Annotated in this window: 23 protein-coding genes and 1 tRNA gene; 6 read left to right on the top strand and 18 right to left on the bottom strand. The window is 66.4% G+C overall.

The features are described from left to right. Window position 1: 1 nt before the first annotated feature. The 3 genes from ACWPMZ_RS06885 to ACWPMZ_RS06875 all read right to left on the bottom strand — a co-directional run bounded on the left by ACWPMZ_RS06885 (window position 2) and on the right by ACWPMZ_RS06875 (window position 2,890). Window positions 2–1,366, bottom strand: coding sequence for a pyruvate dehydrogenase complex E1 component subunit beta (locus ACWPMZ_RS06885; RefSeq protein WP_455703266.1), 1,365 nt, complete (start codon window positions 1,364–1,366; stop codon window positions 2–4). Next, window positions 1,366–2,472 carry a pyruvate dehydrogenase (acetyl-transferring) E1 component subunit alpha gene (pdhA, locus tag ACWPMZ_RS06880; RefSeq protein WP_455703265.1) on the bottom strand — a complete coding sequence of 369 codons (1,107 nt, stop codon included), beginning with the start codon at window positions 2,470–2,472 and terminating at the stop codon, window positions 1,366–1,368. The genes ACWPMZ_RS06885 and pdhA overlap by 1 nt, the downstream gene beginning before the upstream one ends. A 100-nt stretch (window positions 2,473–2,572) precedes the next feature. Next, window positions 2,573–2,890, bottom strand: a complete 318-nt coding sequence (locus tag ACWPMZ_RS06875; protein ID WP_455703264.1) for an FtsB family cell division protein — start codon at window positions 2,888–2,890, stop codon at window positions 2,573–2,575. A 124-nt stretch (window positions 2,891–3,014) separates the two neighbouring features. Between ACWPMZ_RS06875 and hppD the strand changes: the two genes are divergently transcribed. Both hppD and ACWPMZ_RS06865 read left to right on the top strand, forming a co-directional pair. Beyond that, on the top strand, window positions 3,015–4,115 hold the full coding sequence (gene hppD, locus ACWPMZ_RS06870; RefSeq protein ID WP_455703263.1) for a 4-hydroxyphenylpyruvate dioxygenase: 1,101 nt from the start codon (window positions 3,015–3,017) through the stop codon (window positions 4,113–4,115). A 178-nt stretch (window positions 4,116–4,293) separates the two neighbouring features. Continuing rightward, window positions 4,294–4,833 (top strand): hypothetical protein, encoded by a 540-nt coding sequence (locus ACWPMZ_RS06865; RefSeq protein WP_455703262.1) that lies wholly within the window; start codon window positions 4,294–4,296, stop codon window positions 4,831–4,833. A 6-nt stretch (window positions 4,834–4,839) separates the two neighbouring features. On the opposite strand, the gene ACWPMZ_RS06860 is transcribed toward ACWPMZ_RS06865, so the two are convergent. Further along, window positions 4,840–6,153, bottom strand: a complete 1,314-nt coding sequence (locus ACWPMZ_RS06860; protein ID WP_455703261.1) for a winged helix-turn-helix transcriptional regulator — start codon at window positions 6,151–6,153, stop codon at window positions 4,840–4,842. A 564-nt stretch (window positions 6,154–6,717) separates the two neighbouring features. Here ACWPMZ_RS06860 and ACWPMZ_RS06855 point away from each other — a divergent pair. Both ACWPMZ_RS06855 and ACWPMZ_RS06850 read left to right on the top strand, forming a co-directional pair. After that, entirely contained in the window at window positions 6,718–9,909 is a 3,192-nt protein-coding gene (locus ACWPMZ_RS06855; protein WP_455703260.1) for a TonB-dependent receptor domain-containing protein, read from the top strand. A gap of 118 nt (window positions 9,910–10,027) precedes the next feature. Next, the gene (locus ACWPMZ_RS06850) at window positions 10,028–11,017 is read left to right on the top strand and encodes a zinc-dependent alcohol dehydrogenase family protein (RefSeq protein WP_455703259.1); all 990 of its coding nucleotides are present in this window, start codon (window positions 10,028–10,030) and stop codon (window positions 11,015–11,017) included. Here ACWPMZ_RS06850 and ACWPMZ_RS06845 read toward each other — a convergent pair whose 3' ends face one another. The 11 genes from ACWPMZ_RS06845 to grxC form a co-directional block, all read right to left on the bottom strand. Continuing rightward, complete coding sequence (locus ACWPMZ_RS06845) at window positions 11,018–11,725, bottom strand: tetratricopeptide repeat protein (RefSeq protein ID WP_455703258.1); 708 nt, start codon at window positions 11,723–11,725, stop codon at window positions 11,018–11,020. Further along, window positions 11,722–12,126: a cytochrome c-type biogenesis protein gene (locus tag ACWPMZ_RS06840; RefSeq protein WP_455703257.1), complete on the bottom strand. Its 405-nt coding sequence runs from the start codon at window positions 12,124–12,126 to the stop codon at window positions 11,722–11,724. The genes ACWPMZ_RS06845 and ACWPMZ_RS06840 overlap by 4 nt, the downstream gene beginning before the upstream one ends. Further along, window positions 12,123–12,653, bottom strand: coding sequence for a DsbE family thiol:disulfide interchange protein (locus ACWPMZ_RS06835; protein ID WP_455703256.1), 531 nt, complete (start codon window positions 12,651–12,653; stop codon window positions 12,123–12,125). Before ACWPMZ_RS06835 ends, ACWPMZ_RS06840 begins: the two co-directional genes overlap by 4 nt. Continuing rightward, window positions 12,650–14,596 carry a heme lyase CcmF/NrfE family subunit gene (locus tag ACWPMZ_RS06830; protein WP_455703255.1) on the bottom strand — a complete coding sequence of 649 codons (1,947 nt, stop codon included), beginning with the start codon at window positions 14,594–14,596 and terminating at the stop codon, window positions 12,650–12,652. Before ACWPMZ_RS06830 ends, ACWPMZ_RS06835 begins: the two co-directional genes overlap by 4 nt. A 10-nt stretch (window positions 14,597–14,606) precedes the next feature. Continuing rightward, window positions 14,607–15,068, bottom strand: coding sequence for a cytochrome c maturation protein CcmE (ccmE, locus tag ACWPMZ_RS06825; protein ID WP_455703254.1), 462 nt, complete (start codon window positions 15,066–15,068; stop codon window positions 14,607–14,609). Beyond that, window positions 15,065–15,205: a hypothetical protein gene (locus tag ACWPMZ_RS06820; protein ID WP_455703253.1), complete on the bottom strand. Its 141-nt coding sequence runs from the start codon at window positions 15,203–15,205 to the stop codon at window positions 15,065–15,067. The genes ccmE and ACWPMZ_RS06820 overlap by 4 nt, the downstream gene beginning before the upstream one ends. Beyond that, window positions 15,202–15,921 (bottom strand): heme ABC transporter permease CcmC, encoded by a 720-nt coding sequence (ccmC, locus tag ACWPMZ_RS06815; RefSeq protein WP_455703252.1) that lies wholly within the window; start codon window positions 15,919–15,921, stop codon window positions 15,202–15,204. The genes ACWPMZ_RS06820 and ccmC overlap by 4 nt, the downstream gene beginning before the upstream one ends. Before the next feature lie 88 nt (window positions 15,922–16,009). Further along, a tRNA-Arg gene (locus tag ACWPMZ_RS06810) sits at window positions 16,010–16,086 on the bottom strand. 39 nt (window positions 16,087–16,125) lie between these two features. Then, a complete protein-coding gene (locus ACWPMZ_RS06805; RefSeq protein WP_455703251.1) occupies window positions 16,126–16,575 on the bottom strand; it encodes a DUF1178 family protein in 450 nt (149 codons plus the stop codon). Continuing rightward, complete coding sequence (locus tag ACWPMZ_RS06800) at window positions 16,572–17,399, bottom strand: carbon-nitrogen hydrolase family protein (RefSeq protein WP_455703250.1); 828 nt, start codon at window positions 17,397–17,399, stop codon at window positions 16,572–16,574. Before ACWPMZ_RS06800 ends, ACWPMZ_RS06805 begins: the two co-directional genes overlap by 4 nt. Before the next feature lie 13 nt (window positions 17,400–17,412). Then, window positions 17,413–17,673, bottom strand: a complete 261-nt coding sequence (grxC, locus tag ACWPMZ_RS06795; protein ID WP_455703249.1) for a glutaredoxin 3 — start codon at window positions 17,671–17,673, stop codon at window positions 17,413–17,415. A gap of 129 nt (window positions 17,674–17,802) precedes the next feature. Here grxC and ACWPMZ_RS06790 point away from each other — a divergent pair, with 129 nt between their 5' ends. Next, complete coding sequence (locus tag ACWPMZ_RS06790) at window positions 17,803–18,291, top strand: Hsp20 family protein (protein WP_455703248.1); 489 nt, start codon at window positions 17,803–17,805, stop codon at window positions 18,289–18,291. A gap of 281 nt (window positions 18,292–18,572) precedes the next feature. Here ACWPMZ_RS06790 and ACWPMZ_RS06785 read toward each other — a convergent pair whose 3' ends face one another. From ACWPMZ_RS06785 to tpiA, 3 genes are all read right to left on the bottom strand, one after another. Further along, entirely contained in the window at window positions 18,573–20,204 is a 1,632-nt protein-coding gene (locus tag ACWPMZ_RS06785) for a CTP synthase (RefSeq protein ID WP_455703247.1), read from the bottom strand. 80 nt (window positions 20,205–20,284) lie between these two features. Further along, window positions 20,285–20,686 (bottom strand): preprotein translocase subunit SecG, encoded by a 402-nt coding sequence (gene secG / locus ACWPMZ_RS06780; RefSeq protein WP_455704176.1) that lies wholly within the window; start codon window positions 20,684–20,686, stop codon window positions 20,285–20,287. A 73-nt stretch (window positions 20,687–20,759) separates the two neighbouring features. Next, window positions 20,760–21,518, bottom strand: coding sequence for a triose-phosphate isomerase (gene tpiA, locus ACWPMZ_RS06775; protein WP_455703246.1), 759 nt, complete (start codon window positions 21,516–21,518; stop codon window positions 20,760–20,762). Between the two features lie 154 nt (window positions 21,519–21,672). On the opposite strand from tpiA, the gene ACWPMZ_RS06770 reads away from it, so the two are divergent. Continuing rightward, window positions 21,673–23,643 (top strand): SurA N-terminal domain-containing protein, encoded by a 1,971-nt coding sequence (locus ACWPMZ_RS06770; RefSeq protein ID WP_455703245.1) that lies wholly within the window; start codon window positions 21,673–21,675, stop codon window positions 23,641–23,643. The last annotated feature ends 4 nt before the right edge of the window (window positions 23,644–23,647 follow it).

Raw genomic sequence — 23,647 nt, 5'->3', positions numbered from 1 at the left:
CCTAGCCTCGGTAGCAGACCTTGCGCGCCGCCTCGGCGATGCGCTTGGCGTCGATCAGGGCGAGCTTTTCCAGGTTGGCGGCATAGGGCAGCGGCACGTCTTCATTGCAGACCCGCATGACCGGCGCGTCGAGATGGTCGAAGCCCTCCTCCATGCAGACCGCGATGATCTCGGACGCGATCGAGCAGACTGGCCAGCCTTCTTCCGCCACGACCAGTCGGTTCGTCTTGGCGAGGCTTTCGAGGACGGTGGCAGTGTCGAGCGGGCGCAGGGTCCTGAGGTCGACCACCTCGGCATCGATCCCTTCGGCAGCGAGCGTCTCGGCCGCCTCGAGCGCGAGGCCCACGCCGATCGAATAGCTGACGATGGTGACGTCGGTACCTTCGCGCATGATCCGCGCCTTGCCGATCGGCAGCACGTGATCGTCGAGCTGAGCCAGTTCGAAAGACCGCCCGTAGAGCAGTTCGTTCTCAAGGAAGACCACCGGGTCCTCGCTACGGATCGCGGCCTTGAGCAGGCCCTTGGCGTCGCTCGCATCATAGGGCGCGATGACGATCAGGCCCGGCACGCTGGCATACCATGGGCCGTAGTTCTGGCTGTGCTGCGCGCCGACGCGGCTGGCCGCGCCGTTCGGCCCGCGGAATACCACCGGGCAGCGCATCTGGCCGCCGGACATGTAGTTGGTCTTTGCGGCCGAATTGATGATGTGGTCGATCGCCTGCATGGCGAAGTTGAAGGTCATGAACTCGACGATCGGCCGCAGGCCGCCCATTGCCGCGCCCGTGCCGATGCCGGCGAAACCGTATTCGGTGATCGGCGTGTCGATCACCCGGCGCGGGCCGAACTCCTCGAGCAGCCCCTGGGTCACCTTGTAGGCGCCCTGGTACTCGGCCACTTCCTCGCCCATCACGAAGACGCGCTCGTCACGACGCATTTCCTCGGCCATCGCGTCGCGCAGCGCCTCGCGCAGGGTGACGGTGATGACGTTGGTGCCGGCGGGAATGTCGGGGTCGGCAGCGCGCGGCTTGGCCGCAGGCTTCTCAGCCGCGGGTGCCGCTGCCGGAGCGGGCGCCGCAGCAGCCTCGGTCTCCTGCGCGGGCGCGGGAGCGGCAGGGGGCGTCTCGCCCTCACCGTCAAGCACGGCGATCACCGTGCCGACCTTCACGCCTTCGGTTCCTTCAGCGATCATGATCTTGCCGACCGTGCCCTCGTCGATCGACTCGAATTCCATCGTCGCCTTGTCGGTCTCGATCTCCGCGATCACGTCGCCCGGCGAGATCGTGTCCCCTTCCTTGACCAGCCACTTGGCCAGCGTGCCCTCTTCCATCGTCGGCGAAAGGGCCGGCATCTTCAGTTCGATGCCCATCAATAGGACTCCACCAGAACGTCGGTATAGAGCTCGGACGGCTCCGGCTCGGGCGATTTCTCCGCGAAATCGGCGGCTTCGGCCACCCGCGCGCGGATGCCCTTCTCCAGTTCCTTCAACTCGTCCTCGGTCACGTCGAGCTTGAGCAGGTCGGCCTTGGCCCGTTCGATCGGGTCGTTGTGCTCGCGCTGGTCCTGCACTTCCTCGCGCGTGCGGTACTTCGCGGGGTCCGACATCGAGTGGCCGCGATAGCGATAGGTGTTGAGCTCCATCAGCACCGGGCCGTTTCCGCCGCGTACATGGGCGAAGGCGATCTCGGCCGCCTGCCGCACTGCCAGCACGTCCATCCCGTCGACATCCATACCGGGGATGCGGAAGGCCGTGCCGCGGCGGTGGAACTCGGTCTCGGCCGAGCTGCGGTTGACCGCGGTGCCCATCGCATACTGGTTGTTCTCGACCACGAAGACGATCGGAAGGCCCCACAGCGCAGCCATGTTGAAGGTTTCGTAGACCTGGCCCTGGTTGGCCGCCCCGTCACCGAAATAGGCCAGGCACAGGCCGCCGTCGCCGCGGTACTTGTGGGCGAAGGCCAGCCCGCCGCCGAGCGAAACCTGCGCGCCGACGATGCCATGGCCGCCGTAGAAGGCGTGCTCGGTGCTGAACATGTGCATCGAACCGCCCTTGCCGCGGCTGATCCCCGCCTCGCGCCCGGTCAATTCGGCCATGATGACCCGGGGCTCGATCCCGTAGGCCAGCATGTGGCCATGGTCGCGATAGCCCGTGATCACGCTGTCCTTGCCCTCGGTAAGGGCGGACTGGAGGCCCACGGCGACAGCTTCCTGGCCGATGTAGAGGTGGCAGAACCCGCCGATCAGGCCCAAGCCGTAAAGTTGGCCGGCCTTCTCCTCGAACCGGCGGATCAGCAGCATCTGCTGATAGAAGCCGAGGAGCTGGTCCCTGCTCGCCTTGAAACGCGGCGTCTCGCTCAACTGGTCCTGCAGGCTGCGAAGGACGAAATTGTCATCGGAAGAAGGCGGATTGGAACCCGCCGGGGATTTCTTCGCACGCGGACTAGCGGCTTTTGCCAAGGTCTCTCGTCCTCTCATCGGCGCCGCCTGCGCGCGGCATCATCGCCCGGCCTATAGGCTCACAAATGCCGCGCTGGCAACGCCCGCAAATGGTTGCACTTGTGACCGGGAAAGGCAGCTATTCGCGGCCGAGTTCGATGATGTATTCGTCGGGGTGGGCGACGTTCATGTCGCGGCGCAACAGCTCGGTGCCGAGATCGGGATCAACATGATTGGGATCGAGCAGCGCGACCAGATTGGTCAGCCGCGCGTTTTCCGTTTCCACCGCCGTGATTTGCTTCTCGCGCTTGTCGAGAACCGAAAGGTTCTCCCCCCACGACAGGACGCCGTAGGGCCCTGCAAGCGCGAGGCCGCCGAGCAGGAGCAGCCAGCCGAGCGCGCCAAGCTGGGTCAGCTTTTCGCGCGGGATTCGAGGCTGATGCCGGGGGCGGTTCATTCCTAGTGTGAATCACAGTTAACGGTGCGATTCAAGCGATTTCGGGCGAAACCCGTGGGCAGTTGGCAGGTTATTGTCGATGGCAGGCTTGTCGCAAGTCGGACAAAAGGTTACAAATGAAACGATGACCGACCTCTTCGACAATCCGCTCGGCCTCGACGGCTTCGAATTCCTCGAATTTTCAGCGCCCGAGAAGGGCACGCTCGAAAAGGCCTTCGCCGCGATGGGCTTCACCCTCGTCGCCAGGCATCGCAGCAAGGATGTCCACCTTTGGCGCCAGGGGCAGATCAATTTCATCGCCAACTACGAACCGCGCAGCCCCGCCGCCTACTTCGCCGCCGAACACGGGCCGTCGGCCTGCGGCATGGGCTTCCGCGTGCGCGACGCAGGCAAGGCCTATGCCGAGGCGCTCGCCCGCGGGGCGGAACCGGCCGACGTCCCGACCGGCCCGATGGAACTCAACATCCCCGCCATTCGCGGGATCGGCCATTCGCTGATCTATCTGATCGACCGCTACGAAACCGACGGCAACGGCGCCCTGTCGATCTACGACATCGATTTCATGTGGGAGCCCAATGTCGACCGCCATCCTTTCGGGGCGGGCCTGCAGATCATCGATCACCTGACCCACAACGTCTACGGTGGGCGCATGGCGCACTGGGCGGCGTTCTACGAACGGATCTTCAACTTCCGGGAAATCCGCTACTTCGACATCAAGGGCGAATATACCGGCCTGACCAGCAAGGCGATGACTGCGCCCGACGGAAAGATCCGCATCCCGCTCAACGAAGAAGGCAAGAAGGGCGGCGGCCAGATCGAGGAATACCTGCGCGAATTCAACGGCGAAGGCATCCAGCACATCGCGATGAGCAGCGAAAACCTCTACGAGGTGTGGGACCGGCTCAAGGCCAGCGGAACCCCGTTTGCTCCCGCCCCGCCCGCCACCTATTACGAGATGCTCGAAGACCGCCTGCCCGGCCACGGGGAGCCAGTGGAGGAACTCCAGAAGCGCGGCATCCTGCTCGACGGATCGACCCAGGACGGCGATCCGCGCCTGCTGCTGCAGATCTTCAGCCAGACGTCGATCGGCCCGGTGTTCTTCGAGTTCATCCAGCGCAAGAAGGACGAAGGGTTCGGCGAAGGGAACTTCACCGCGCTGTTCAAGTCGATGGAAGCCGATCAGCTCCGGCGCGGAGCACTCCAGACGGAAGCTGCCGGCGACTGATTTATCCGTTATAAATTATAGAATTGCGGCAGGTTTCTTTGACGTCACGGCAAGTTCCCAGTTTGGACGGCCCTTGGCGCCTGCGAGTGATTCCCCTGCGGCCGATCCGCTGCAATGGGCTTGCGCCAATTCCCACGGCAGGCCACTAAGCCCGGCAAAGAGAGGGAGTTTTCCGCAAATGTCTTCTGCGCTTCGCGCTGCCGTTCTCACTGCCGGGGCTGCGCTCGTCGCCGGCTCCGCGATGCCTGCCACGGCGCAGGTCAGCGAGACGATCGTCGTCAATATCCTGCGCGAGTGCGCCAAGATCGACGATCCTACCGCGCGTCTTGCCTGCTACGACAACAATATCCGCGCGGCCGGCGGAACGCCCGCGTCGATCCCGGGGCAGATGCCCGCCCCATCGGGCGGCAACGCGGTGATCCAGCCGCGCGGGCCCGCGGGCTTCGGTTCGGACGACATCCGCACCCCGGAACGCTTCAACCCGGCCAGCAACGGCGTCAGCCAGATCTCCACCCGCGTCAGGAGTGCGCGGGAGCGCCAGCCCGGGACCTATCTGGTTGAGCTGGAAAACGGCAACCAATGGCTGATGAGCGAAAGCGTCGGCAACTATCGTCCGCCCAGCCGCGGCGATCTGGTCGAGATTCAGCGCGGCGCGATGGGCGGATACCTGATGGTATTCGACAACCAGCAGGGCGTGCGCGTCTCGCGCATCAAGTAGGCCCGCTCAGCGGTCCAGTTCGTCGAACGCGCGCTCGCGCTCGAGCTGTGCCTCGGCATTGCGCCGCAGCTTGTCGAACGTCGCCAGAAATCGCTCCCGCTCCTTCTCGCCCAACGGCGCCATGAGGAACGTGCTGCGCTCGATGCTGGTGTCCTGGATAATGTCGTACAGGCGCCCGCCTTCGGGCGTGGGATAGAACCGGCCGTGGCGACGCCCGGGTCGTCCCTCGCGGGCAAGCAGGCCCCGGTCCATCAGCGCGCGCACGGTGCGGCCGGCCTGGCTGTGATCGCGCTGGAGGGCGTCGGTCAGCGTCGGCCAGTCGATCGGCGACGCGCGCCCGACCTCGTTCAGGACCCACGCCTCGAAATTCGACAGGCCCGTGCGCCGCTTGAAGGCGAGTGCGCCGCTGCGGCTGAAGTAGGCGCTCAGCGTGAGCAGCGGCGACATGATGCGCGACCGGTCGAGCGGCAGGGCCTCGCCCGCGCGGCGCTCGGCCACCGTGGTCTCGATCTCGCCGTCGTCGCGGCCCGGATCGGCCGTCTTCGCACGCTCCTGCTCGTAAAGCGCTACCGAGCGGTCGAGCAATTTTTCCATCGCGGCGAAGAACTCGTCGAGCTCCTCGTCCTCGATATCGAAGGTCAGTTCGCGGTTGCGCAGGTCGGCGAGCCGGAGCAGCCGGTCGGCGACCACCTCGCCCTTGCGGGTCAGCGCCACGGGCGAGCGGATCTGATCGCGTTCGGCCATGCGCAGTTCGAGCAGCCGCTTGACCGAACGGCTGACCTGCGCCTTGTCCACCCCCACGGCGCTCGACAGTCCGGCGGGCACGGTCGGGCCGTTCTGCCGCAGCAGGAACAGGATGCGGCGATCGAGTTCGACCAGCTCCGCCTCGCGCGAGTAGGACAGCTCGGCGCTCTCGCGCATCTTGTGGAGGACCTGCCAGAGCTCGCTCTGGAACACGATCGGCGCATCGCCCTCTGGGCTGGAGCGCCGCGTTGCCGCGCTCGGCTCGAGGCTGTTGAGGATCAGCCCGATCTGCGAGGAAAAATCCTCGGGCGGGCTGTCAGGCAGGGTGGCCCCACCCCGCTGTGCGCGGGCGACGGCGCCCAGCGCGAAGGTCTCGACCAGCGCGAGCGCCTCTCCGGCCATTGACCCAAGTGCCGGCAGGGTGGGCAGGTCCGGCTCCTTACTGCCGGTCGCGGCGCGGGCCCACAGGCCGGCGGCGTAGGCTTGGAGCGCCGTGCGCCAGCCGTCGTCGGGGCGCGCCGCCTGCATCGCTGATCCGCCGTTTCGCCGCTGTTCCGCGGACTGAAGCTTGCTCATTCCGACAGCTGTCCTCTCCCCCGCCGCATGCGTAGCCCCGATTGCGGGCGCTGCAAAGTGTCAGTTGGGCAATGGCGATGGACATTATCAACCGTGGGTATTCCGGACAAAGTCCAACAATGATGCGTAGAGGCAACACTCGCTCGACGCCTGTAGGCAGCCAAGCGAAAGAAGCGTTGAAAACCTTACTAAAATCCCTCGTACATCGCTCCAGAGACGCAACGAAACTGCAGCGTCGAGCTGGCAAACCGGCGTAATATTGCGGGGATTATCCTGTTTCCCCGGCCGGCGGAGAGGCCAAGGCTAGACACTATCAACGCGTGAGCATATTAACGGTCGTGACGGAAACACCCGATTCAACAGGGTAAGCCCGTTTGGGAGGGAAGAATCGATGGCCTTTGCGCGAAACAGCGCAGGACATGCGGCCCGCATGGGCTGCGGGGGCCATGTCATACCTCTCAATCAGCGAATTCTTGGGCGGTGCAGGGCCGCCCGGAACACGACAATGCATAAAACCGGCGGCGGCCGATCGTCCGCACGCCTAATCTGTGAAGGGAGCTCGAAGTGAGGAGTTTGCAGACAAGCCGCAGCGCGGTTTTCAAGGGCCTGCTGCTGGCAAGCGGCGCGGGCCTGGTCATCATGTCCGCGCCCGCCATGGCGCAGGACGCCGAGGAAGAGGAAGTCGTCGAAGGGCAGGCGATCATCGTCACCGGTTCGCGCATCGCGCGCCAGGACTATGAGGCGAACAGCCCGATCGTGACCGTCGGCGAAGAGCTGCTGGCCAATTCCAGCACCGGCTCGGTCGAAGTCAACCTCAACAAGCTGCCGCAGTTCACCCCGGAAAAGACCCCGGTCCAAGGCGGTGACATTCAGGCCTCGCCGAACAACACCCCCGGCTCGGCCACCGTGTCGCTGCGCGGCATCGGCTCCAACCGCAACCTGGTGCTGATCGACGGTCGCCGCGCGACCCCGGGCAACGCCAACATGGCGGTGGATATCAACACCATCCCCTCGGCCGCCATCGAGCGCGTCGAAATCATCTCGGGCGGCGCCTCGTCGACCTACGGTGCCGACGCCGTGGCCGGCGTGACGAACTTCATCCTCAAGAAGAACTTCGAGGGTGTCGAATTCGACGGCCAGTATGGCCTGTCCCAGCGTGGCGACGGCGACGAATACCAGCTCAGCGGCATCATGGGCAGCGACTTCGCCGATGGCCGCGGCAACATCAGCGTGGCGATCGCCCACGCCCGCCGTTTCCCCTCGCTGCGCGTCGACCGCCCCTGGTTCCGCGACGTGTTCGCCAACCCGAACGTGGGCGGCAACTACTTCTTCCCGATCTATTCGGGCCTGGTGCAGACCGGCGCGAACGCCAACTACCAGACGCTGCTCAACAGCTATTTCCCCAACCGCCCGGCCGGGTCCAACGTGTCGGCCACGACCACGCTGTACTTCCTGGGTAACACGCCCTTCACCATGGGTGCTTCGGCTGCCGGCCTTTCGGGCGTCAGCAACTTCCCGGCCAGCCTGATCGACCAGCAGCTGACCGTGAAGTCGTCGCTGGGAACGTTGAGCCAGAACTTCCAGGAAGATTACATCAACCTGCCGCTCACCCGCTACAACTTCTACATGCGGGGCAATTACGAGATCAACGACAACGTGTCGGTGATCGCGCAGGGCTACTTCAACAAGTCCGAGACGGCCACCGTGCAGCAGCCCGGCCCGATCGTCGGCGGCTGGAACGTGGTCATTCCGCGCTATCGCAACACCGTGGTCAACGGCACGGTCGTGAACGATGCCAGCTACTTGCCCCCGGCGCTCGTTGCCTTGCTCAACGCCCGTACGGATCCGAACGCGCCCTGGTCGCCGACCGGGTATGTTCCGGGCCTCGGCAACCGCGAGGTCTTCACCGACCAGTACACCTACAACATCCTGGCCGGCTTCGAAGGCACCATCCCGGGCTCCGACTGGACCTGGGACGTGACCGCGCAGCGCGGTGAGTCGACCACCAACTCGCTCACCACCGGCACGGCCTCGCTCGAGCGTCTGAGGGCCGTGATGTCCGCGCCGAACTTCGGCAAGGGCTTCGCGCGGACCGGCAACGCCGTCGGTGGCGGATTCGGCGCGAACAAGGCGACCTGCACCAGCGGTCTCAATCCGTTCGATGCGAACCTGGTGGTTACGCAGGATTGTATCGATGCCGTCGAAGCTCCTCTCAAGGAGACCGGCGTCATGGTCCAGACGATCTACGAAGGAAACCTGCAGGGCGGGCTCTTCAACCTGCCCGCAGGCGAGGTCAGGACCGCTCTTGGTGCGACCTATCGCAAGAACGCCTACGAGTTCCTCGAGGACACCATCAAGGAAGCCGACAGCTCCTTCCTCGATCAGACCCTGGGCATCTACCCTGCGCGCAGCATCGACGAAGAGCTGAGCTACAAGGAAGTTTACGGCGAAATCGCGGTTCCGCTGATCCACAACCTGCCGTTCGTGCAGATGTTGGAAGTCGTCGGCGGTATCCGTTACTCGGACTCCAGCCAGACCGGCGGAAGCACGACCTGGAAGGCGGAAGCCAACTGGGAAGTCACCGATTTCCTTCGCTTCCGTGGTACCTACAACGTGGCCGAACGCGCGCCGAACATCGGTGAGCTCTACTCGTTCACGCAGAACTTCGGTCTGCTGACCGGTGGTGACGCCTGCTCGACCGGCAACCCGTTCTCCTACTCGGCGAACCCGTCGAATCCGAACGGCGCGAAGGTGCGGGCGCTCTGCGTTGCCTTGATGGACAAGACGCAGATTCCCGGCCAGCCGCTCAATTCGGTGTCGTTCTACGGCAACGGGCTTCCGGTCAACGATCCGAACTACATCGCTCCGTCGCCGGGCTCGACCAGCACCTCGACGGCTCCGGGCTTCGCGTTCCCCTATTTCGTGGGCAACCCGAACCTGACGCCGGAAAAGGCCAAGACGCTGACCATCGGCGGCGTGCTGTCATCGCCGTTCTCCTCGCCCATGCTCAGCGGCATGCGCTTGGCGGTCGACTACTACAGCATCAAGGTCGACGATGCGATCGGTCTGCAGTCCGGTCAGACGCTCCAGCAGCTCTGCCTTGACTCGTCGTTCAACCCGACGTTCGATCCCAACACCTTCTTCTGCAACAACTTTGCACGCGGAACGGGTGGCGGCATCGGTGCGGTCCAACTCGCCTACACCAACAGCGGTGCCTTCCGCACCTCGGGTGTCGACGCGCAGTTCGACTGGGCCTTCGACCTCGGACCGGGCCGGTTCTCGCTCAACACGGTGTTCAACTACCTGATCAGCCTCGAATCCTCGCCGTTCTACTCGGGCGTTCCGGAAGCTTCGCGGACTCCGTTCCGTGAATACGCCGGCACCTTCGCGGCACCGGACAGCGGCCTGAGCACCTCCGGCGCCTTCCGCTGGAAGACCTTCACCTCGATCGCCTACTCGCTCGAGGGGCTGCGGGTCGGTCTGCAGTGGCAGCATCTGCCGGCCATCGCTTCGGGCACGACCAACACCGGCTACGGCAAGTACGATCTGTTCAACCTGAACACCTCGTATGCGGTGACGGACAACCTGACGATGCGCTTCGGTGTCGACAACCTGTTCGACAAGGCGCCGCTGTTCGGCAACACCAACCCGGTCGCCAACCCGGCAGCTTTCCAGCTGTCCGGTGGTGGTGTGAACGTGACCAACTACGACGCACTTGGCCGCCGGTTCTACCTCGGCTTCAACGCCAAGTTCTGATCCGGGCAGTCATGCCGAAGAATTGGGGCCTCTCCTTCGGGAGGGGCCCTTTTTCTTTGCCAACTGGACAGGCGCGGGGTCTGCCCGCAAAGCTTCGAGAGACAAGAGGAGAGCAGGAATGGCGCGTGTGATCAGGGTCCATACGCTGGGCGGCCCGGACAATTTGCAGATCGAGGACATGGCGGTCGGCGATCCCGGCGCCGGCGAGATCCGCATCAAGGTGGAAGCGGTCGGCCTCAACCGGTCGGAAGCGATGTACCGCGCGGGCCGTTATCCCATCAAGCCGGTGCTTCCCACGCTCATCGGCTACGAAGGCGTGGGCGTGATCGAGGCGCTGGGGCCGGGGGTCGAGGGTTTCCGGGAAGGCGACCGGGTCTGCGTGCTGCCGATGATCCAGCAGGGCCAGTACGGCATCTGGGCGGAGCAGGCGATCGTCCCAGCACGCATCCTCGTCCCCGCCCCGCCCGGACTTTCGCCGGCGGAAGCTGCGTCGATCTGGATGCAATACATGACGGCATATGCGCTCGTCGAAGTCGCCAATGTCGGGATCGATGACGGCGTGATCATCCGCGCGGCAAGCTCCAGCGTGGGTCTGGCGGCGATCCAGCTGGCCAACTGGGCCGGTGCGGTATCGATCGCAGCCACGCGCACCAGCGACAAGGCCGATGCCCTGATCCAGCAGGGCGCCGCCCATGTCGTGGCGACCGAGGAGGAAGACCTCGTTGAGCGGGTCATGGCCATCACCCACGGGAAGGGCGCCTATGTCGCGTTCGATCCTGTCGGCGGGCCCTACGTCGAAACGCTGGCCACGGCCCTGCGCCCGCGCGGCATCCTGTTCGTCTACGGCGGCCTGTCGGAAAGCGCGACGCCCTACCCGCACTGGCAGATGGCGTTCAAGGGGTGCTCGATGCGTGGCTGGGTCGCCAGCGAGATCTGGAACCACCCGCACCGTTTCGAGGCGGCGAAGGAACGGATCCTCGCCGGCCTCGCGGGCGGTCAGCTCAAACCCGTGATCGCGCGCGAATTCCACGGACTGGAGGCTCTTCCCGAGGCCAATCGCTTCCTCGAATCCAACCAGCAGATCGGCAAGGTCGTCGTCAGCTTCTGATCAGGGCGCTGGCGCTTCTGGAGGTGCTATTTGCGGCGCCTCCGGCATTTGCGGGGGGAATGCCTCGCCTTGTTGCTGGGCAACGATCTGCCGCATGACGGTGTCGAGCCGCTCGACCCGGCTCATGATCGCGGCGCGCTCGTCGCTGCCTTCGGGCGCGCGGCCGGCGGCGTCGCGCCACGCCTGCGCCGCCTCGACGAGCTGTCCCTCCTGCAGCAGCGAAATGCCCACGAAGAACGGCACGCCCGGGCTTTCGGGAGCGACCGCCTCGGCCCGGCGATAGGCGAGGCGCGCCGCCGGGGTCATCGTGCCGCCAGTCGCCGCGACCAGGGCGTTGCCCAGCGCCAGCCAGCTTTCGCCGTCCTTCGGATTCTCGCGCACCGCCCCGCGCAGCAGCGTTGCCGCCTCGGTATAGCGGTCGCGCCGGAGCAGCGCGTCGGCGGTGATCAGGCGGGCCGACTGGCTTTCGAACCTGTCGGGCAGGATCGAGCGGCGCATCTCGACCATCGCCCCGCCCTCGCCCGGCACTTGCGGCGCCGCGGCCCTGGGAGCGCCCGCCAGGCCCGGCTTGCCCTGCCAGGCATAGCCCGCGAGCCCCAGGGCGAGCGCGGCCAGCACGGTCGTCCAGGCCGCGCGAGGCAGGCGGAAGCCGTAGACGAAGACCGCGAAGGCCGCCGCCGTCAGGCCGATGGCGAGCACCCAGCTCATGCGCGCCTCGCGAAGCGTCGCTGCATGATCAGCGCGCCGACGACCAGCAGCAGCAGCGGCAGGGCGAACAGCGGCCATGTGGTGGCCGAAACCTCGGGCTTGTAGCTGACCCAGTCGCCATAGCGCTCGACCAGCCAGGCGCGAATGGCCTCCGGCTCCTCGCCCGCTGCGATCCGGCTGCGCACCTGGTGGCGCATGTCGCCCGCCATCTGTGCATCGCTGTCCGCGATCGACTGGCTCTGGCACTTGAGGCAGCGGATGGATTCCATCAGCGCCTGGGCCTTGGCCTCGAGCGACGGGTCGTCGAGCTGGCGGTAGGCGTAAGGGGCGGGCGGCAGCTTGTCCTGCGCCGCGACCGGCAGCGCCGAACACAGCAGGATCGCAAAGATCAGGCGCTTCATTCGCGCGCCTCCTGCAGCTTTTCGAGCAGGACGGGCACGTCGGAATCGCGGATGTCGCCAATGTGCTGGTGGCGGATGATGCCCTTGCCGTCGATCACGAAGGTCTCGGGAACGCCCGAGCTGCCGATCTTGAACTGCACTTCCGAAACATCGTCCGCGCCGATGCGGATGAAGGGATTCCCGTTTGTTTGCAGGAACCTGGCAAGGTCCTCGGGCGTGTCGCGAATGGCCACGCCGACGATCGGCGCCCCCGCCCGCTCGAGCAGCGCGAGCTGCGGCGCCTCGGCGATGCACGGCACGCACCAGCTGGCAAAGACGTTTAGCAGCCGCGGCGTACCGTCGGCCAGGTCCGTGCTCGACAACCCCGGCCGATCGGCCACTGCCGCCGGCAGGTCGAACGCCGGTACGGGCTTGCCGATCATCGCGCTGGCGACGAATTCATCCTTAGGGCGGGACAATTGCAGCGCGAACATCGTCACAAGCGCGAAAAACAGCGCCACGGGCAGCCAGAACTTCCAGCCGGTCATTTCGCCGGCTCCGCATGGCGCACGGCGATCAGGCGCTTGCGCTCGCGCAGCCGGAGGTCGCCGACGACCCGGCCGACCAAAGCGAGCGCGCCGCCGAGCGCGATCAGCAGGCCGCCCAGCCAGATCCAGGTGACGAAGGGCTTCCACCACAGCCGGACCTGCCAGCGCCCGTCCTCAGCCTCATCGCCCAGCACCGCGTATAGCTGCCCGTTCCAGCGCGTCAGGAGCGCGGATTCGGTGGTTTCCTGCGGCGGGGTCCAGAACGTGCGGGCCTGCGGGGCCACCGGGCGCGGCGTGCCGTTGCCGTAGCGTGCCGTCATGCGCCCCTCGATCGCTGTCCAGTTTTCGCCCGCCACGGGTTCGACCGCGTCGAGCCGGACCAGCCACGGGCCCGCGCTTACCGTCTCGCCCGGCCTGACGGCGGCGAGCTTCTCGACCGTGAAGGCGCTGTCAGCCCCCATGCCGAAGAGCGAAACCGCGACGCCCAGATGGGCCATGACCATGCCCCACGTAGCCAGCGGCGTGCGCCGCAGGTTCCGCTTCCACAGCGGCAGCACGCTCGCCACGGCTACCGCCGCGGCCAACGCAATGCCGATGAGGGGCAGCAAGTCGGGCTGCGCTAGAACAACCAGTCCGATCAGAACGACAAGGCCAACCGAAACCGCAAGGACCACGGGGTTCTGAACACGGGCGAAGCGGTCGTGCCGCCAGCGCAGCAGCGGGCCCACCAGCAGGACCAGCAGCATGGGCACCAGGAAGATCGCGCCGACAGGATTGAAATACGGCGGCCCGACAGAGACCTTCACGCCGAAGGCTTCGGTCAGCAGCGGATAGAGCGTGCCGACCAGCACGATGCCGAGAATGGCCGAGAGCGCGACGTTGTTGACCACCAGCGCGCCTTCCCGGCTGACCGGGGCGAAGCGTTCGCCCTCCGTGATGGTCCCGGCGCGCACCGCGAACAACGCCAGCGCGCCGCCGATGTAGATTGCCAGCAGCGCCAGGATGAAGCTGCCGCGCTCGGGATCCACGGCAAAGGCGTGAACGCTGGTGAGAATGCCCGAGCGCACGAGGAACGTGCCGATCATGCTCATCGAGAAGGCGACGACGCCCAGCATGATGGTCCACGTGCGCAAGGCATCGCGCGACGCCAGCACGCTGGCCGAGTGGAGCAGGGCCGTCGCCGCCAGCCACGGCATGAGCGACGCGTTCTCGACCGGGTCCCAGAACCACCAGCCACCCCAGCCAAGCTCGTAATAGGCCCAGTAGGACCCTGCCGTGATACCCAGCGTCAGAAAGATCCACGCGCCCAGCACCCAGGGCCGCATCACGCGGGCGAATTCCGGGGTGACACTGCGCGTCATCAGCGCGCCGACCGCGAAGCTGAAGGCGATCGAGAGACCGACGTAGCCGAAGTAGAGCGTGGGCGGATGGAACGCCAGGCCGAGGTCCTGCAGCAGGGGATTGAGGCCGGCGCCATCGGCGGGCACCGGGGAAAGTCGTTCGAACGGGTTCGAGGAGAACAGCAGGAAGGCATAGAAGCCGAGCCCCACGAAGGCCTGCGCGCCCAGCGTCGCCAGCATCGTCCTGTCGGGCAGGCGCCGTTCGACCAGGGCGATAAGCCCGCCGGCTAGCGCCATCACCGTGACCCACAGCAGCATCGAGCCTTCGTGATTGCCCCATGCTCCGGCGAGCTTGAAGATGAGCGGCTTTTCCGAATGCGAATTGCTGGCGACCAGCAGCACCGACAGGTCGGTCCGCGCGAACAGCCAGACGAGCATGGCGAACGACACGAGGGCGAGGATGGCCTGCACCACCGCAGCCGGCCGCACGATCGCGCCCAGCCCCTCGCCTTGCGCACGCAGGGCAAGCAGTCCCGCGACGCACTGCAGCGCGGCCAGCGCCGCGGCGAGCCACAGGGCGGCGAGACCCAGCTCGGCAATCATCGCGCAAGTTTCATTCGCTGGTCTCGGCCACGGCCTGGAGCTTCTGCGCCTCGGTCATGTGCTCCAGCTCGCGCGGGATGTAGTTCTCGTCGTGCTTGGCCAGGAGATTGCTGGCGCGAAACGTGCCGTCCGCCTCGAAGCTGCCTTCGGCGACCACGCCCGACCCTTCGACGAACAGGTCGGGCACGATGCCGCTGAACACCACCGGCACCCGGGCGTCTCCGTCGCCGACGACGAAGTTGATGGTCACGCCGTCCGCCTGGGTCTTGAGCGAACCGGCCTCGACCATTCCGCCCAAGCGCACGGCCTGCCCGGGCACGGGCGGGTTGGCGGCGACGTCGGAGGGAACGTAGAAATAGCTCGCCTGGTTGCGCAGCGCCCAGGCGGCAAGCGCGCCCGCCGCCAGGATCGCGATCAACGCGACGACGACGAGCACCAGGCGCTGGTGCTTGGCCTTGAGCGCCACGCTCATTTCCCGCGAACCGTGTCGCGCCGCTTCTCGGCCCGGCGCATGGTCCACCAAGACCAGGCGACCAGCGCCAGCGTCGTGCCCACGCCCACCGCGTACGCGGCGATCACGAACGTCCATTGATCGAGCGCTTCCCTCATGCCTCGAGCGCTTTCCGGCGCAGTCGCGCCTCTGCTTGTATGTCGGCCAGCAAGGTGCGCATTCGCGCCAGCACGACCCCGCCGAACAGCAGCGAAAATCCCAGCGTGGCAGCGAGCAGGCCCCACAGGAACGGCCCCGCCATGGCGGATCCGCCCGTCGTCAGGCTGGGTGGCTGGTGCAGGCTGTTCCACCAGATGACCGAATAGTGGATGATCGGGATATTCACCGCCCCGACCAAGCCGAAGATCGCGGCGATGCGGCTCGATCCGCTCTCGCGGTCGAGCGCGTTCGCCAGGGCCATGTATCCGAAGTAGAGAAACAGGAGCACGAGCATCGAGGTCAGCCTGCCGTCCCACACCCACCAAGTGCCCCAGGCGGGGCGGCCCCAGATGGAGCCTGTGGCGAGGCACAGGAAGGTGAAGACCGCGCCGGGCAGTGCAGAAGCGCGCGCCGCAAGCGCCGCGAGAGGGTGGCGCCAGACCAGTTCGACCAGGCTAGCCACGGCGATCGCGCTCCACCCGGCCATCCCCAGCCAGGCAGTCGGCACGTGGATGAAGAGGATCCGCACGGTTTCCCCTTGCAGCCTCTCCGCCGGGGCGAGAAACAGGCCGTAGCCGAGCGCCGCGCCCGTCAGGAGCAGGCCCGACAGCAACAGGACCGGCGTGAGCGGCCGGGCAATGCGCAGGAAACGGGCAGGATTGGCAAAGGCGTGCATTGGGCAATCTGAATGCGCTTTTGAAGCGACCTCGCATCTAGGGAGCGGCACCCCCGCGCTCGACGAGCGAAGCGATAGCGCAAAATCTTGGTGCGCCCGACAGGATTCGAACCTGTGGCCCCCGGATTAGGAATCCGATGCTCTATCCTGCTGAGCTACGGGCGCGCCGCGCGTCCCTTTACGGGCCGGCACGGCGCTAGGCAATCAGTTGAGTTCGTCCGGCGGCGTCACCGGAACGAGCAAGGGCATGACCGGAACGCCCTCCTCCGCCAGCCCGCGCGCCTCGTCGGGCGTGGCCTTGCCGTGGATCGGGGCGGCGTCCTGCTCGCCGTAATGCATCTTGCGCGATTGCTCGGCGAAGTCGTCACCGACCCAGGTAGATGTCTTCAGCGCCTCGGCCTGCATGCGGGCGATCTTGTCCAGCATGGCCCGTGCCTCCGGCGGAAGTTGCCCTCCGGCGACCGGAGTAGCCTCGGGCTTCGCGTTGCCCTTGCGCGGCACTGCAGGCGCGGTGGGCGCCTTGCCCACGTCGGCCGAACCGCATTGCGGGCATAACACCAGACCGCGCTCGTGCTGGTCGGCGTAATCGGTGGACGAGCCGAACCATCCTTCGAACCGATGGCCCCCGGCGCAGCTCAGGTTAAACACGATCATGGCGTCGATGTGGGAACCGGGCGCTTGTTGGCAAGGCTGGGGAGCTGCGAGCGCACGTCGGCGGTGCGGCCGTGGTCGATCTCGGCAAAGGCGAGACCTGCCGCCTCGTTGCCCATGTCGAGCGCAACTTCGCCCCACGGATCGACCACCAGCGAATGGCCGAAGGTGTTGCGACCGTCGTCATGGTGGCCCACCTGCGCCGCGGAAATCACCCATGCGCTGGCCTCCACCGCGCGGGCGCGCTGCAACAGGTGCCAGTGCGCCTGGCCCGTCGGGACGGTGAAGGCAGCGGGGATCGAGATGGCGTCGCATTGCAGCCGTCCGAGCTGTTCGTAGAGCGCGGGGAAGCGCACGTCGTAGCAGATCGACAGGCCCAGCCTGCCCAGCGGCGTCCCGTCGACCACCACGACCTGTTCGCCCGGCGCATAAGCGGCCGATTCCCGCCAGGTCTCGCCGGTCGCAAGGGTCACGTCGAACATGTGTATCTTGTCGTAGCGCGCGGCGATCGCTCCCGAGGGGTCGATCGTGAACGCCCGGTTGGCCAGACGCCCGTCCTCGCGACGAATGGCGAGCGATCCCAGCGCAACCCACAGCCCTGCTGCCGCCGCCGCTTCACGCACGGCTGCCAGGACCGGGTCCACCCCCTCGGCTACGATGTTGGGTGCCGCGCGCTCCCGGTCGCGGTCGAGAAGACCGGACATCTCGGGGGTGAACAGCATCTCGGCCCCGCCCGCCTTCGCCTGCCCGATGGCGTCGATAATCGTCTGGGCGTTCTGGACGGGATCGATCCCGGTGGTCATCTGCAGAAGAGCTACGCGCGTCATGCGCCGCTGCCTGTCAGAGGCCGAGCAGGCTGTCCAGCTTGCCTTCGCGTTCCAGCGCGGCGAGATCGTCGCTGCCGCCGATCGCCTGCCCGTCGATGAAGATCTGCGGCACCGTCATCGCGCCCGGGCGGCGCTGGACCATTTCCTCGCGCTTTTCGCGATCCATCGTCACGTCGTATTCGATGAATTCGACGCCCTTGTCGGTCAGCAGCCGCTTGGCCCGGTGGCAAAAACCGCACCAGGCCTTGGTATATATCTCGACTTTGGCCGCCATCGTTTCGCCTTCCGTTTCAGCGCCTTCCTAACTCTTGACCGCGCCGAGCGCCATCCTATCTTCGATCACGGAAGTGCCATGAAGGGCTTCCGCCATTTTCAAATTGCTCACAAGAGGATTTGTAACATCATGAACCGTCTCGATTTTACCCCCTATCGCCGTTCCACCGTCGGCTTCGACCGGCTGTTCGACCTGCTCGAGAACACCACGCGCGGTGCCCCGGGCGGCGGCGACAATTATCCGCCGTTCAACATCGAGCGTCGCGGCGAGGATGCCTACCGCATCACGCTGGCAGTCGCCGGCTTCCGGCCCGACGATCTCGACATCACCGCCCAGCAGAACCTGTTGGTGGTGATCGGCAAGAAGCGCGATGATGTTCCCGAGGGCGAGATGCTGCATCTCGGCATCGCCAATCGCGGGTTCGAGCGCCGCTTCGAACTGGCCGACTTCGTGCGGGTCGATGATGCCAAGCTGGCCGACGGCCTGCTCGCCATCGATCTGGTGCGCGAGGTGCCCGAAGCGATGAAGCCGAAGAAGATCACCCTGCCGGGCCAGCGCAACAAGCTCGACCTGGTGAAGGACGACGACGTGGCGAACGATCAGGCCGACGCGGCCTGATTCACCCGACTTTGCTGGGATAAAATGTGGGGGCGGAACCGGGATGGGTTCCGCCCCCTCGACGCATAAGCGCCGAATCGCCCCCTGCAATTGGCTGTCCGGGTCGCAGAAGACAGCCATTCGAGGAGACGAACCGATTGAATGGTCTGGATTTGCGGCCCTGACCACCCGACCTCGCCCCGTTCAAACGGCGCAAGCGATGAACAAAGGATAATCCGACGCGTCGTTACTCACAAGAGTGCAAGTGAGACATTTTCTTACAAATGTGGTTAGTCCTGCAATCAGACAAGCCGTGATTGCGCCAGCGCTGCAGCGATGAACCCGGCAAACAGCGGGTGCGGGTCGAACGGCTTGCTCTTCAGTTCCGGGTGGAACTGGACGCCGACGAACCACGGATGATCCGGCCGCTCGACGATTTCGGGCAACAGGCCGTCGGGGCTCATGCCGGAAAAGATCAGCCCCTCGCCCTCGAGCGAGTCGCGATAGGCCGAATTGACCTCGTAGCGGTGGCGGTGCCGTTCGAAGATCGCGCTGGCCCCACCGTAGATGCTGCTGACGTGGCTGTTGCCGGCCAGCTTCGCCTCGTAGGCGCCAAGACGCATCGTGCCGCCCAGGTCGCCTTCGGCGCTGCGCTGCTCGAGGCCTTCCTTGCCCATCCACTCGGTGATGATCCCCACGACCGGTTCGTCGGTCGGGCCGAACTCGGTCGAACTGGCGTTGGGATGGCCCGCCGCCCGGGCCGCCTCGACGCAGGCCATCTGCATTCCGAGGCAGATGCCGAAAAACGGCACCCCGCGCTCGCGGGCGAACTTCACCGCGGCGATCTTGCCCTCGCTGCCCCGCGTGCCGAAACCGCCGGGGACCAGGATGGCGTGCATCGGTTCGAGCCGCGCGGCGATTTCGTCATCGTCGGTCTCGAAGATTTCCGCGTCGATCCAGCGGATGTTGACCTTGACCCGGTTGGCCATGCCGCCGTGGACCAGCGCCTCGTTGAGCGATTTGTAGGCGTCGGGCAGGCCGACGTACTTTCCGACGACCGCAACCGTGACCTCCCCTTCCGGGTTGGTGTACCGGTCGAGGATGTCGTCCCACCGAGCCATGTCAGGCGCCGGCGCGGTCAGGCCGAAGTGGCGGAGCACCTCGTCGTCCAGCCCCTCGGCATGATACTGGCCGGGCACCGCATAGATCGAAGGCGCGTCGAGCGCGGGAATGACCGCTTCCTTGCGCACGTTGGTGAACAGCGCGATCTTGGCGCGTTCGTTGTCGGGCAGCGGATGCTCGCAGCGGCACAGCAGCAAGTCGGGCTGGACGCCCAGGCTGGTCAGTTCGCGCACCGAGTGCTGCGTCGGCTTGGTCTTGAGCTCGCCGGCCGCCGAGACGTAAGGCACCAGCGTGACGTGGACGGCGCAAGTCTGCTCGCGGCCCAGTTCGTTGCGCAACTGGCGAATCGCCTCAATGAACGGCAGGCTTTCGATGTCGCCTACGGTCCCGCCGATTTCGCAGAGCACGAAATCGAGCTCGCCGGTATCGGCCAGTGCGAATTCCTTGATCGCATCGGTCACGTGCGGGATCACCTGCACCGTCGCGCCCAGATAATCGCCGCGGCGCTCCTTGGCGATGATCTGCTGGTAAATCCGCCCGCTGGTGATGTTGTCGGCCTGCCTGGCCGAAACGCCGGTGAACCGCTCGTAGTGGCCCAGGTCCAGGTCGGTTTCAGCCCCGTCGTCGGTGACGTAGACCTCGCCGTGCTGGTAGGGACTCATCGTCCCGGGATCGACGTTGAGGTAGGGGTCGAACTTGCGAATCCGGACTTTGTAGCCGCGCGCCTGGAGAAGGGCGGCAAGGCTTGCCGCCATCAGTCCCTTGCCAAGCGATGAGACCACGCCGCCGGTAATAAAAATGAACCGCGCCATGGGAGACGGGCCTTAAGCGGCGAATTGGATTCGGGGCAAGCGACACTTGCCCCGTATGCACAATTAGTCGTCGAACCCGCTTACTGGGCGACGTCGGCCAGCGGATCGTCGCTACCCGGCGCCGGCTCGGCCGGAGCGGGAACGGCCGCGGGCGGCGCTGCGGGATCGACCGCAAGGCCGGTCAGCGGGTCGGTGCCGCCCTGGACCGGCACCACGGTGCGGTCGAGCGAGTCGTCGATTTCGTTTCCGGTGGTCGCGCCCACGGCCACGGCGGCCATCACGATCGCCAGCCCCACGAACAGCACCGCCAGCCACTTGGTCGTGCGGGTGAGGAAATCGGCCGCGCCGCGCGCGCTCATGATCCCGCCGGGGCTGCCGCCGCCGCCGATCCCCAGGCCGCCGCCTTCGGAGCGCTGCATCAGCACGATCGCGACGAGAGCCGCGGCGATGATCGCCTGGACGACGGTGAGAAACAGGAACAGGTTCATGGGTAGCAAATTTCCGGGTATCTGCGGACGACCGGTCAGATAGCGACCGGCGGCCGGGTTTACAACGTCAGCCTTCGAGGCCCTCGGCCGCTGCGGCGACGATGCCGAGGAAGCTTTCCGCCGTGAGGCTGGCCCCGCCGACGAGCGCCCCGCCCACTTCCTCCGCCGCCAGCAGTTCCGCCGCGTTGCCGGGCTTGACCGAGCCGCCGTAAAGGATGCGGATCGCGGCCCCGCCTGCGCCGTAGATGGCGTTGAGCTTCGCGCGGATCGACACGTGCATCGCCGCGACGTCCTGCACCGTGGGCGTGCGCCCGGTGCCGATTGCCCAGACGGGCTCGTAGGCGACGGTGACCTTGTCGGCGGCGCCCTCGCCCTGCGGCAGCGAGCCGTCTAGCTGCCTGGCGACGACGCTTTCGGCCTCGCCCGCGTCGCGCTCCGCCTCGATCTCGCCCACGCAGACAATGACCGACAGGCCCGCGCCCAGCGCAGCCTCGGCCTTGGCCTTCACGTCGGCATCGGTCTCGCCATGATCGGCGCGGCGCTCGCTATGGCCGACGATCACGAACCCGGCGCCAGCATCCTTGAGCATGGAGGCCGAGATGTCGCCGGTGTGCGCGCCGCCATCGGCCGCGTGGCAATCCTGCGCGCCCACGCCGATCAGCGAGGCTTCCTTGCGGGTCGCATGGATCAGGGTGAACGGCGGCGCCAGCGCCACCTCGACCTTCATCAGGCGCTCCGCGGCGCGATCGATCGCCCGCGCTTCCGACAGCATCGAGCGCGTGCCGTGCATCTTCCAGTTACCAACGATGTAAGGACGTTCAGCCATGTTCAGTTTGCGACTTCGATGATCCTGGAGGGAAGAGTTTCACCTTTGCAGGCGTCGTGGGGCGCTAATCGCCGGGCGAGCGCTTGTCAAAGCGACAGTTGACGCAGGTTGGGAAACCTCAGCCCGACTGTTGCGGGCGCGCCGCAGCGCGGATATGGCGCAGGCCCTCCCCGGCCAGAGTTTCACGATGCTCCACTTCTTCCGCAATATCTTCAAGTCAAAGTTCGGCCTTGTCCTGACCATGGGTTTCCTGGCGCTCATCGCGCTGGCATTCGCCATGTCGGACATCACCGGCACGAACAGCAACATCGGCAGCGTCTCGGCCGGGGATTCGGTCGCGGTCGTGGGCGACGGCGAGATCACTCCGGCTGAATTCACCGCCGCGCTCAATGCCGAGCTCGAAACCCGCCGGCAGCAGAATCCCACCCTGACGATGGAAGCCATGCTGGCGCAGGACGGGGCGACCGACAGCGTTCTCGACCGCCTGATGCAGCGCCTCGCGCTCACCCAGTGGGGCGAGGAGCACGGATTCCGGGTCGGCAAGCGGCTGGTCGACAGCGAACTGGTGAAGATCCAGGCCTTCCAGGGCCCCGACGGCAAGTTCAGCCGCCAGGCGTTCGACGCCGTCCTGCAGCAGCAGCGCCTAAGCGAGGCCGCGGTCCGGTCCGACATCGCCTCGGGCCTGATGGCGCAGCAGGTCCTCACGCCGACCAGCGCAGGCATCGTCGTCCCACCGAGCATTGCCAGGCAATATGCCGTCCTGCTGCGCGAACGGCGCAAGGGCGCGATCCTCAACCTGCCGAGCACCGCGTTCGCCCCCACGGCCGCGCCGACGAACGAGCAACTGACCGCCTATCACAAGGCCAACGGCAGCAAGTATATCCGCCCCGAACGGCGGGTGATCCGCTACGCGACCTTCGGCGCCGAGGCTCTGGCCGATCTGCCGGCGCCGACCGAGGCGCAGATCGCCGCGCGCTACAACCAGGACAAGGCGAAGTACGCCGCGAGCGAAACCCGCACACTGACGCAGATGGTGGTGCCCACGCAGGCCGCTGCGGCAGCGATTGTGCGCGAAGTGGCGGGCGGCAAGTCGCTGGCCGTCTCGGCGCGCGAAAAGGGCCTGTCGACCACGACGGTCGGCCCTGTCTCCAAGAGCCAGCTTGCCGGGCAGACCTCGCAGGCGGTGGCCGATGCCGCCTTCGCCGCCGCGCAAGGCGCCGTCGCGACCCCGACGCGGGGCAACCTGGGCTGGTATGTTCTGAGGGTGGACGCCGTCACCCGGGTGCCTGCCCGCACGCTGGCGCAGGCCCGCAGCGAGATTTCCACCGCACTGGCGGCCGAGCAACGCCGGGCCGCGTTCATCGATATGGCGACGCGCGTCGAAGAGGAATTCGAAGCAGGATCCTCGCTCGACGACGTCGCTGCGGAAATGAAGCTGGAGCTCGTCAACACCGCGCCGCTGACCGCCGACGGCCGGGTCTATTCGAGCACCGAGACCGCTCCCGCCGCGCTTCAGCCGGCGCTGCGCACCGCGTTCGAGATGGAAGAGGGCGAGCCGCAGATCGCCGAGGTCGTGCCCGGCCAGACGTTCCTCGTCTTCGGCGTGGCCGACATCACGCCCTCGGCCGTCGCTCCGCTGGCGCAGATCCGCGACGACGTGATTGCCGACTGGCGTATGGCAGAAGGTGCCCGGCTGGCCGGCGCCGCGGCGGAGCGCATCCTCCAGCGCGTGGAAAAGGGCGCGACCCTCGCGGCCGCCGCCGCGGCGGAGAAGGTCGCCCTGCCCGCGCCGCAGCCCGTCGACATGGGCCGGCCCGAACTGGCCGCACTGCCCCGCATTCCCCCGGTCCTCGCGCTCTATTTCTCGATGGCCGAGCGGACGACAAAGAAGCTCGAAGGCGCGCAGAACGCGGGCTGGTTCGTCGCGCGGCTGGATGACATCTCGGTTCCCCGGATCGAGGGCAATGATCCGCTGATCGGGCAGACCCAGCGCGAACTGGCGAACGCGCTCGGGAGCGAATACGCCGAGCAGCTCGTAGGCGCTGCACAGGCCTCGCTGGGCATGGAGAAGAACCCCGCCGCCATCGACGCCGTGGTTCGCCAGCTCACCGGCTCCGCGCAGTAGGGGC

The organism is Tsuneonella sp. HG222 (assembly GCF_053819185.1).
Note: the sequence above shows the minus strand (reverse complement) of the source record. Positions and strands in the feature narration are given on the sequence as shown.

Coding starts and splice junctions, on each gene's coding strand:
- ACWPMZ_RS06885 (WP_455703266.1), bottom strand. CDS start 1,366: ATGGGCATCGAACTGAAGATGCCGGCCCTTTCGCCGACGATGGAAGAG.
- pdhA (WP_455703265.1), bottom strand. CDS start 2,472: ATGAGAGGACGAGAGACCTTGGCAAAAGCCGCTAGTCCGCGTGCGAAG.
- ACWPMZ_RS06875 (WP_455703264.1), bottom strand. CDS start 2,890: ATGAACCGCCCCCGGCATCAGCCTCGAATCCCGCGCGAAAAGCTGACC.
- hppD (WP_455703263.1), top strand. CDS start 3,015: ATGACCGACCTCTTCGACAATCCGCTCGGCCTCGACGGCTTCGAATTC.
- ACWPMZ_RS06865 (WP_455703262.1), top strand. CDS start 4,294: ATGTCTTCTGCGCTTCGCGCTGCCGTTCTCACTGCCGGGGCTGCGCTC.
- ACWPMZ_RS06860 (WP_455703261.1), bottom strand. CDS start 6,153: ATGAGCAAGCTTCAGTCCGCGGAACAGCGGCGAAACGGCGGATCAGCG.
- ACWPMZ_RS06850 (WP_455703259.1), top strand. CDS start 10,028: ATGGCGCGTGTGATCAGGGTCCATACGCTGGGCGGCCCGGACAATTTG.
- ACWPMZ_RS06845 (WP_455703258.1), bottom strand. CDS start 11,725: ATGAGCTGGGTGCTCGCCATCGGCCTGACGGCGGCGGCCTTCGCGGTC.
- ACWPMZ_RS06840 (WP_455703257.1), bottom strand. CDS start 12,126: ATGAAGCGCCTGATCTTTGCGATCCTGCTGTGTTCGGCGCTGCCGGTC.
- ACWPMZ_RS06835 (WP_455703256.1), bottom strand. CDS start 12,653: ATGACCGGCTGGAAGTTCTGGCTGCCCGTGGCGCTGTTTTTCGCGCTT.
- ACWPMZ_RS06830 (WP_455703255.1), bottom strand. CDS start 14,596: ATGATTGCCGAGCTGGGTCTCGCCGCCCTGTGGCTCGCCGCGGCGCTG.
- ccmE (WP_455703254.1), bottom strand. CDS start 15,068: ATGAGCGTGGCGCTCAAGGCCAAGCACCAGCGCCTGGTGCTCGTCGTC.
- ACWPMZ_RS06820 (WP_455703253.1), bottom strand. CDS start 15,205: ATGAGGGAAGCGCTCGATCAATGGACGTTCGTGATCGCCGCGTACGCG.
- ccmC (WP_455703252.1), bottom strand. CDS start 15,921: ATGCACGCCTTTGCCAATCCTGCCCGTTTCCTGCGCATTGCCCGGCCG.
- ACWPMZ_RS06805 (WP_455703251.1), bottom strand. CDS start 16,575: ATGATCGTGTTTAACCTGAGCTGCGCCGGGGGCCATCGGTTCGAAGGA.
- ACWPMZ_RS06800 (WP_455703250.1), bottom strand. CDS start 17,399: ATGACGCGCGTAGCTCTTCTGCAGATGACCACCGGGATCGATCCCGTC.
- grxC (WP_455703249.1), bottom strand. CDS start 17,673: ATGGCGGCCAAAGTCGAGATATATACCAAGGCCTGGTGCGGTTTTTGC.
- ACWPMZ_RS06790 (WP_455703248.1), top strand. CDS start 17,803: ATGAACCGTCTCGATTTTACCCCCTATCGCCGTTCCACCGTCGGCTTC.
- ACWPMZ_RS06785 (WP_455703247.1), bottom strand. CDS start 20,204: ATGGCGCGGTTCATTTTTATTACCGGCGGCGTGGTCTCATCGCTTGGC.
- tpiA (WP_455703246.1), bottom strand. CDS start 21,518: ATGGCTGAACGTCCTTACATCGTTGGTAACTGGAAGATGCACGGCACG.
- ACWPMZ_RS06770 (WP_455703245.1), top strand. CDS start 21,673: ATGGCGCAGGCCCTCCCCGGCCAGAGTTTCACGATGCTCCACTTCTTC.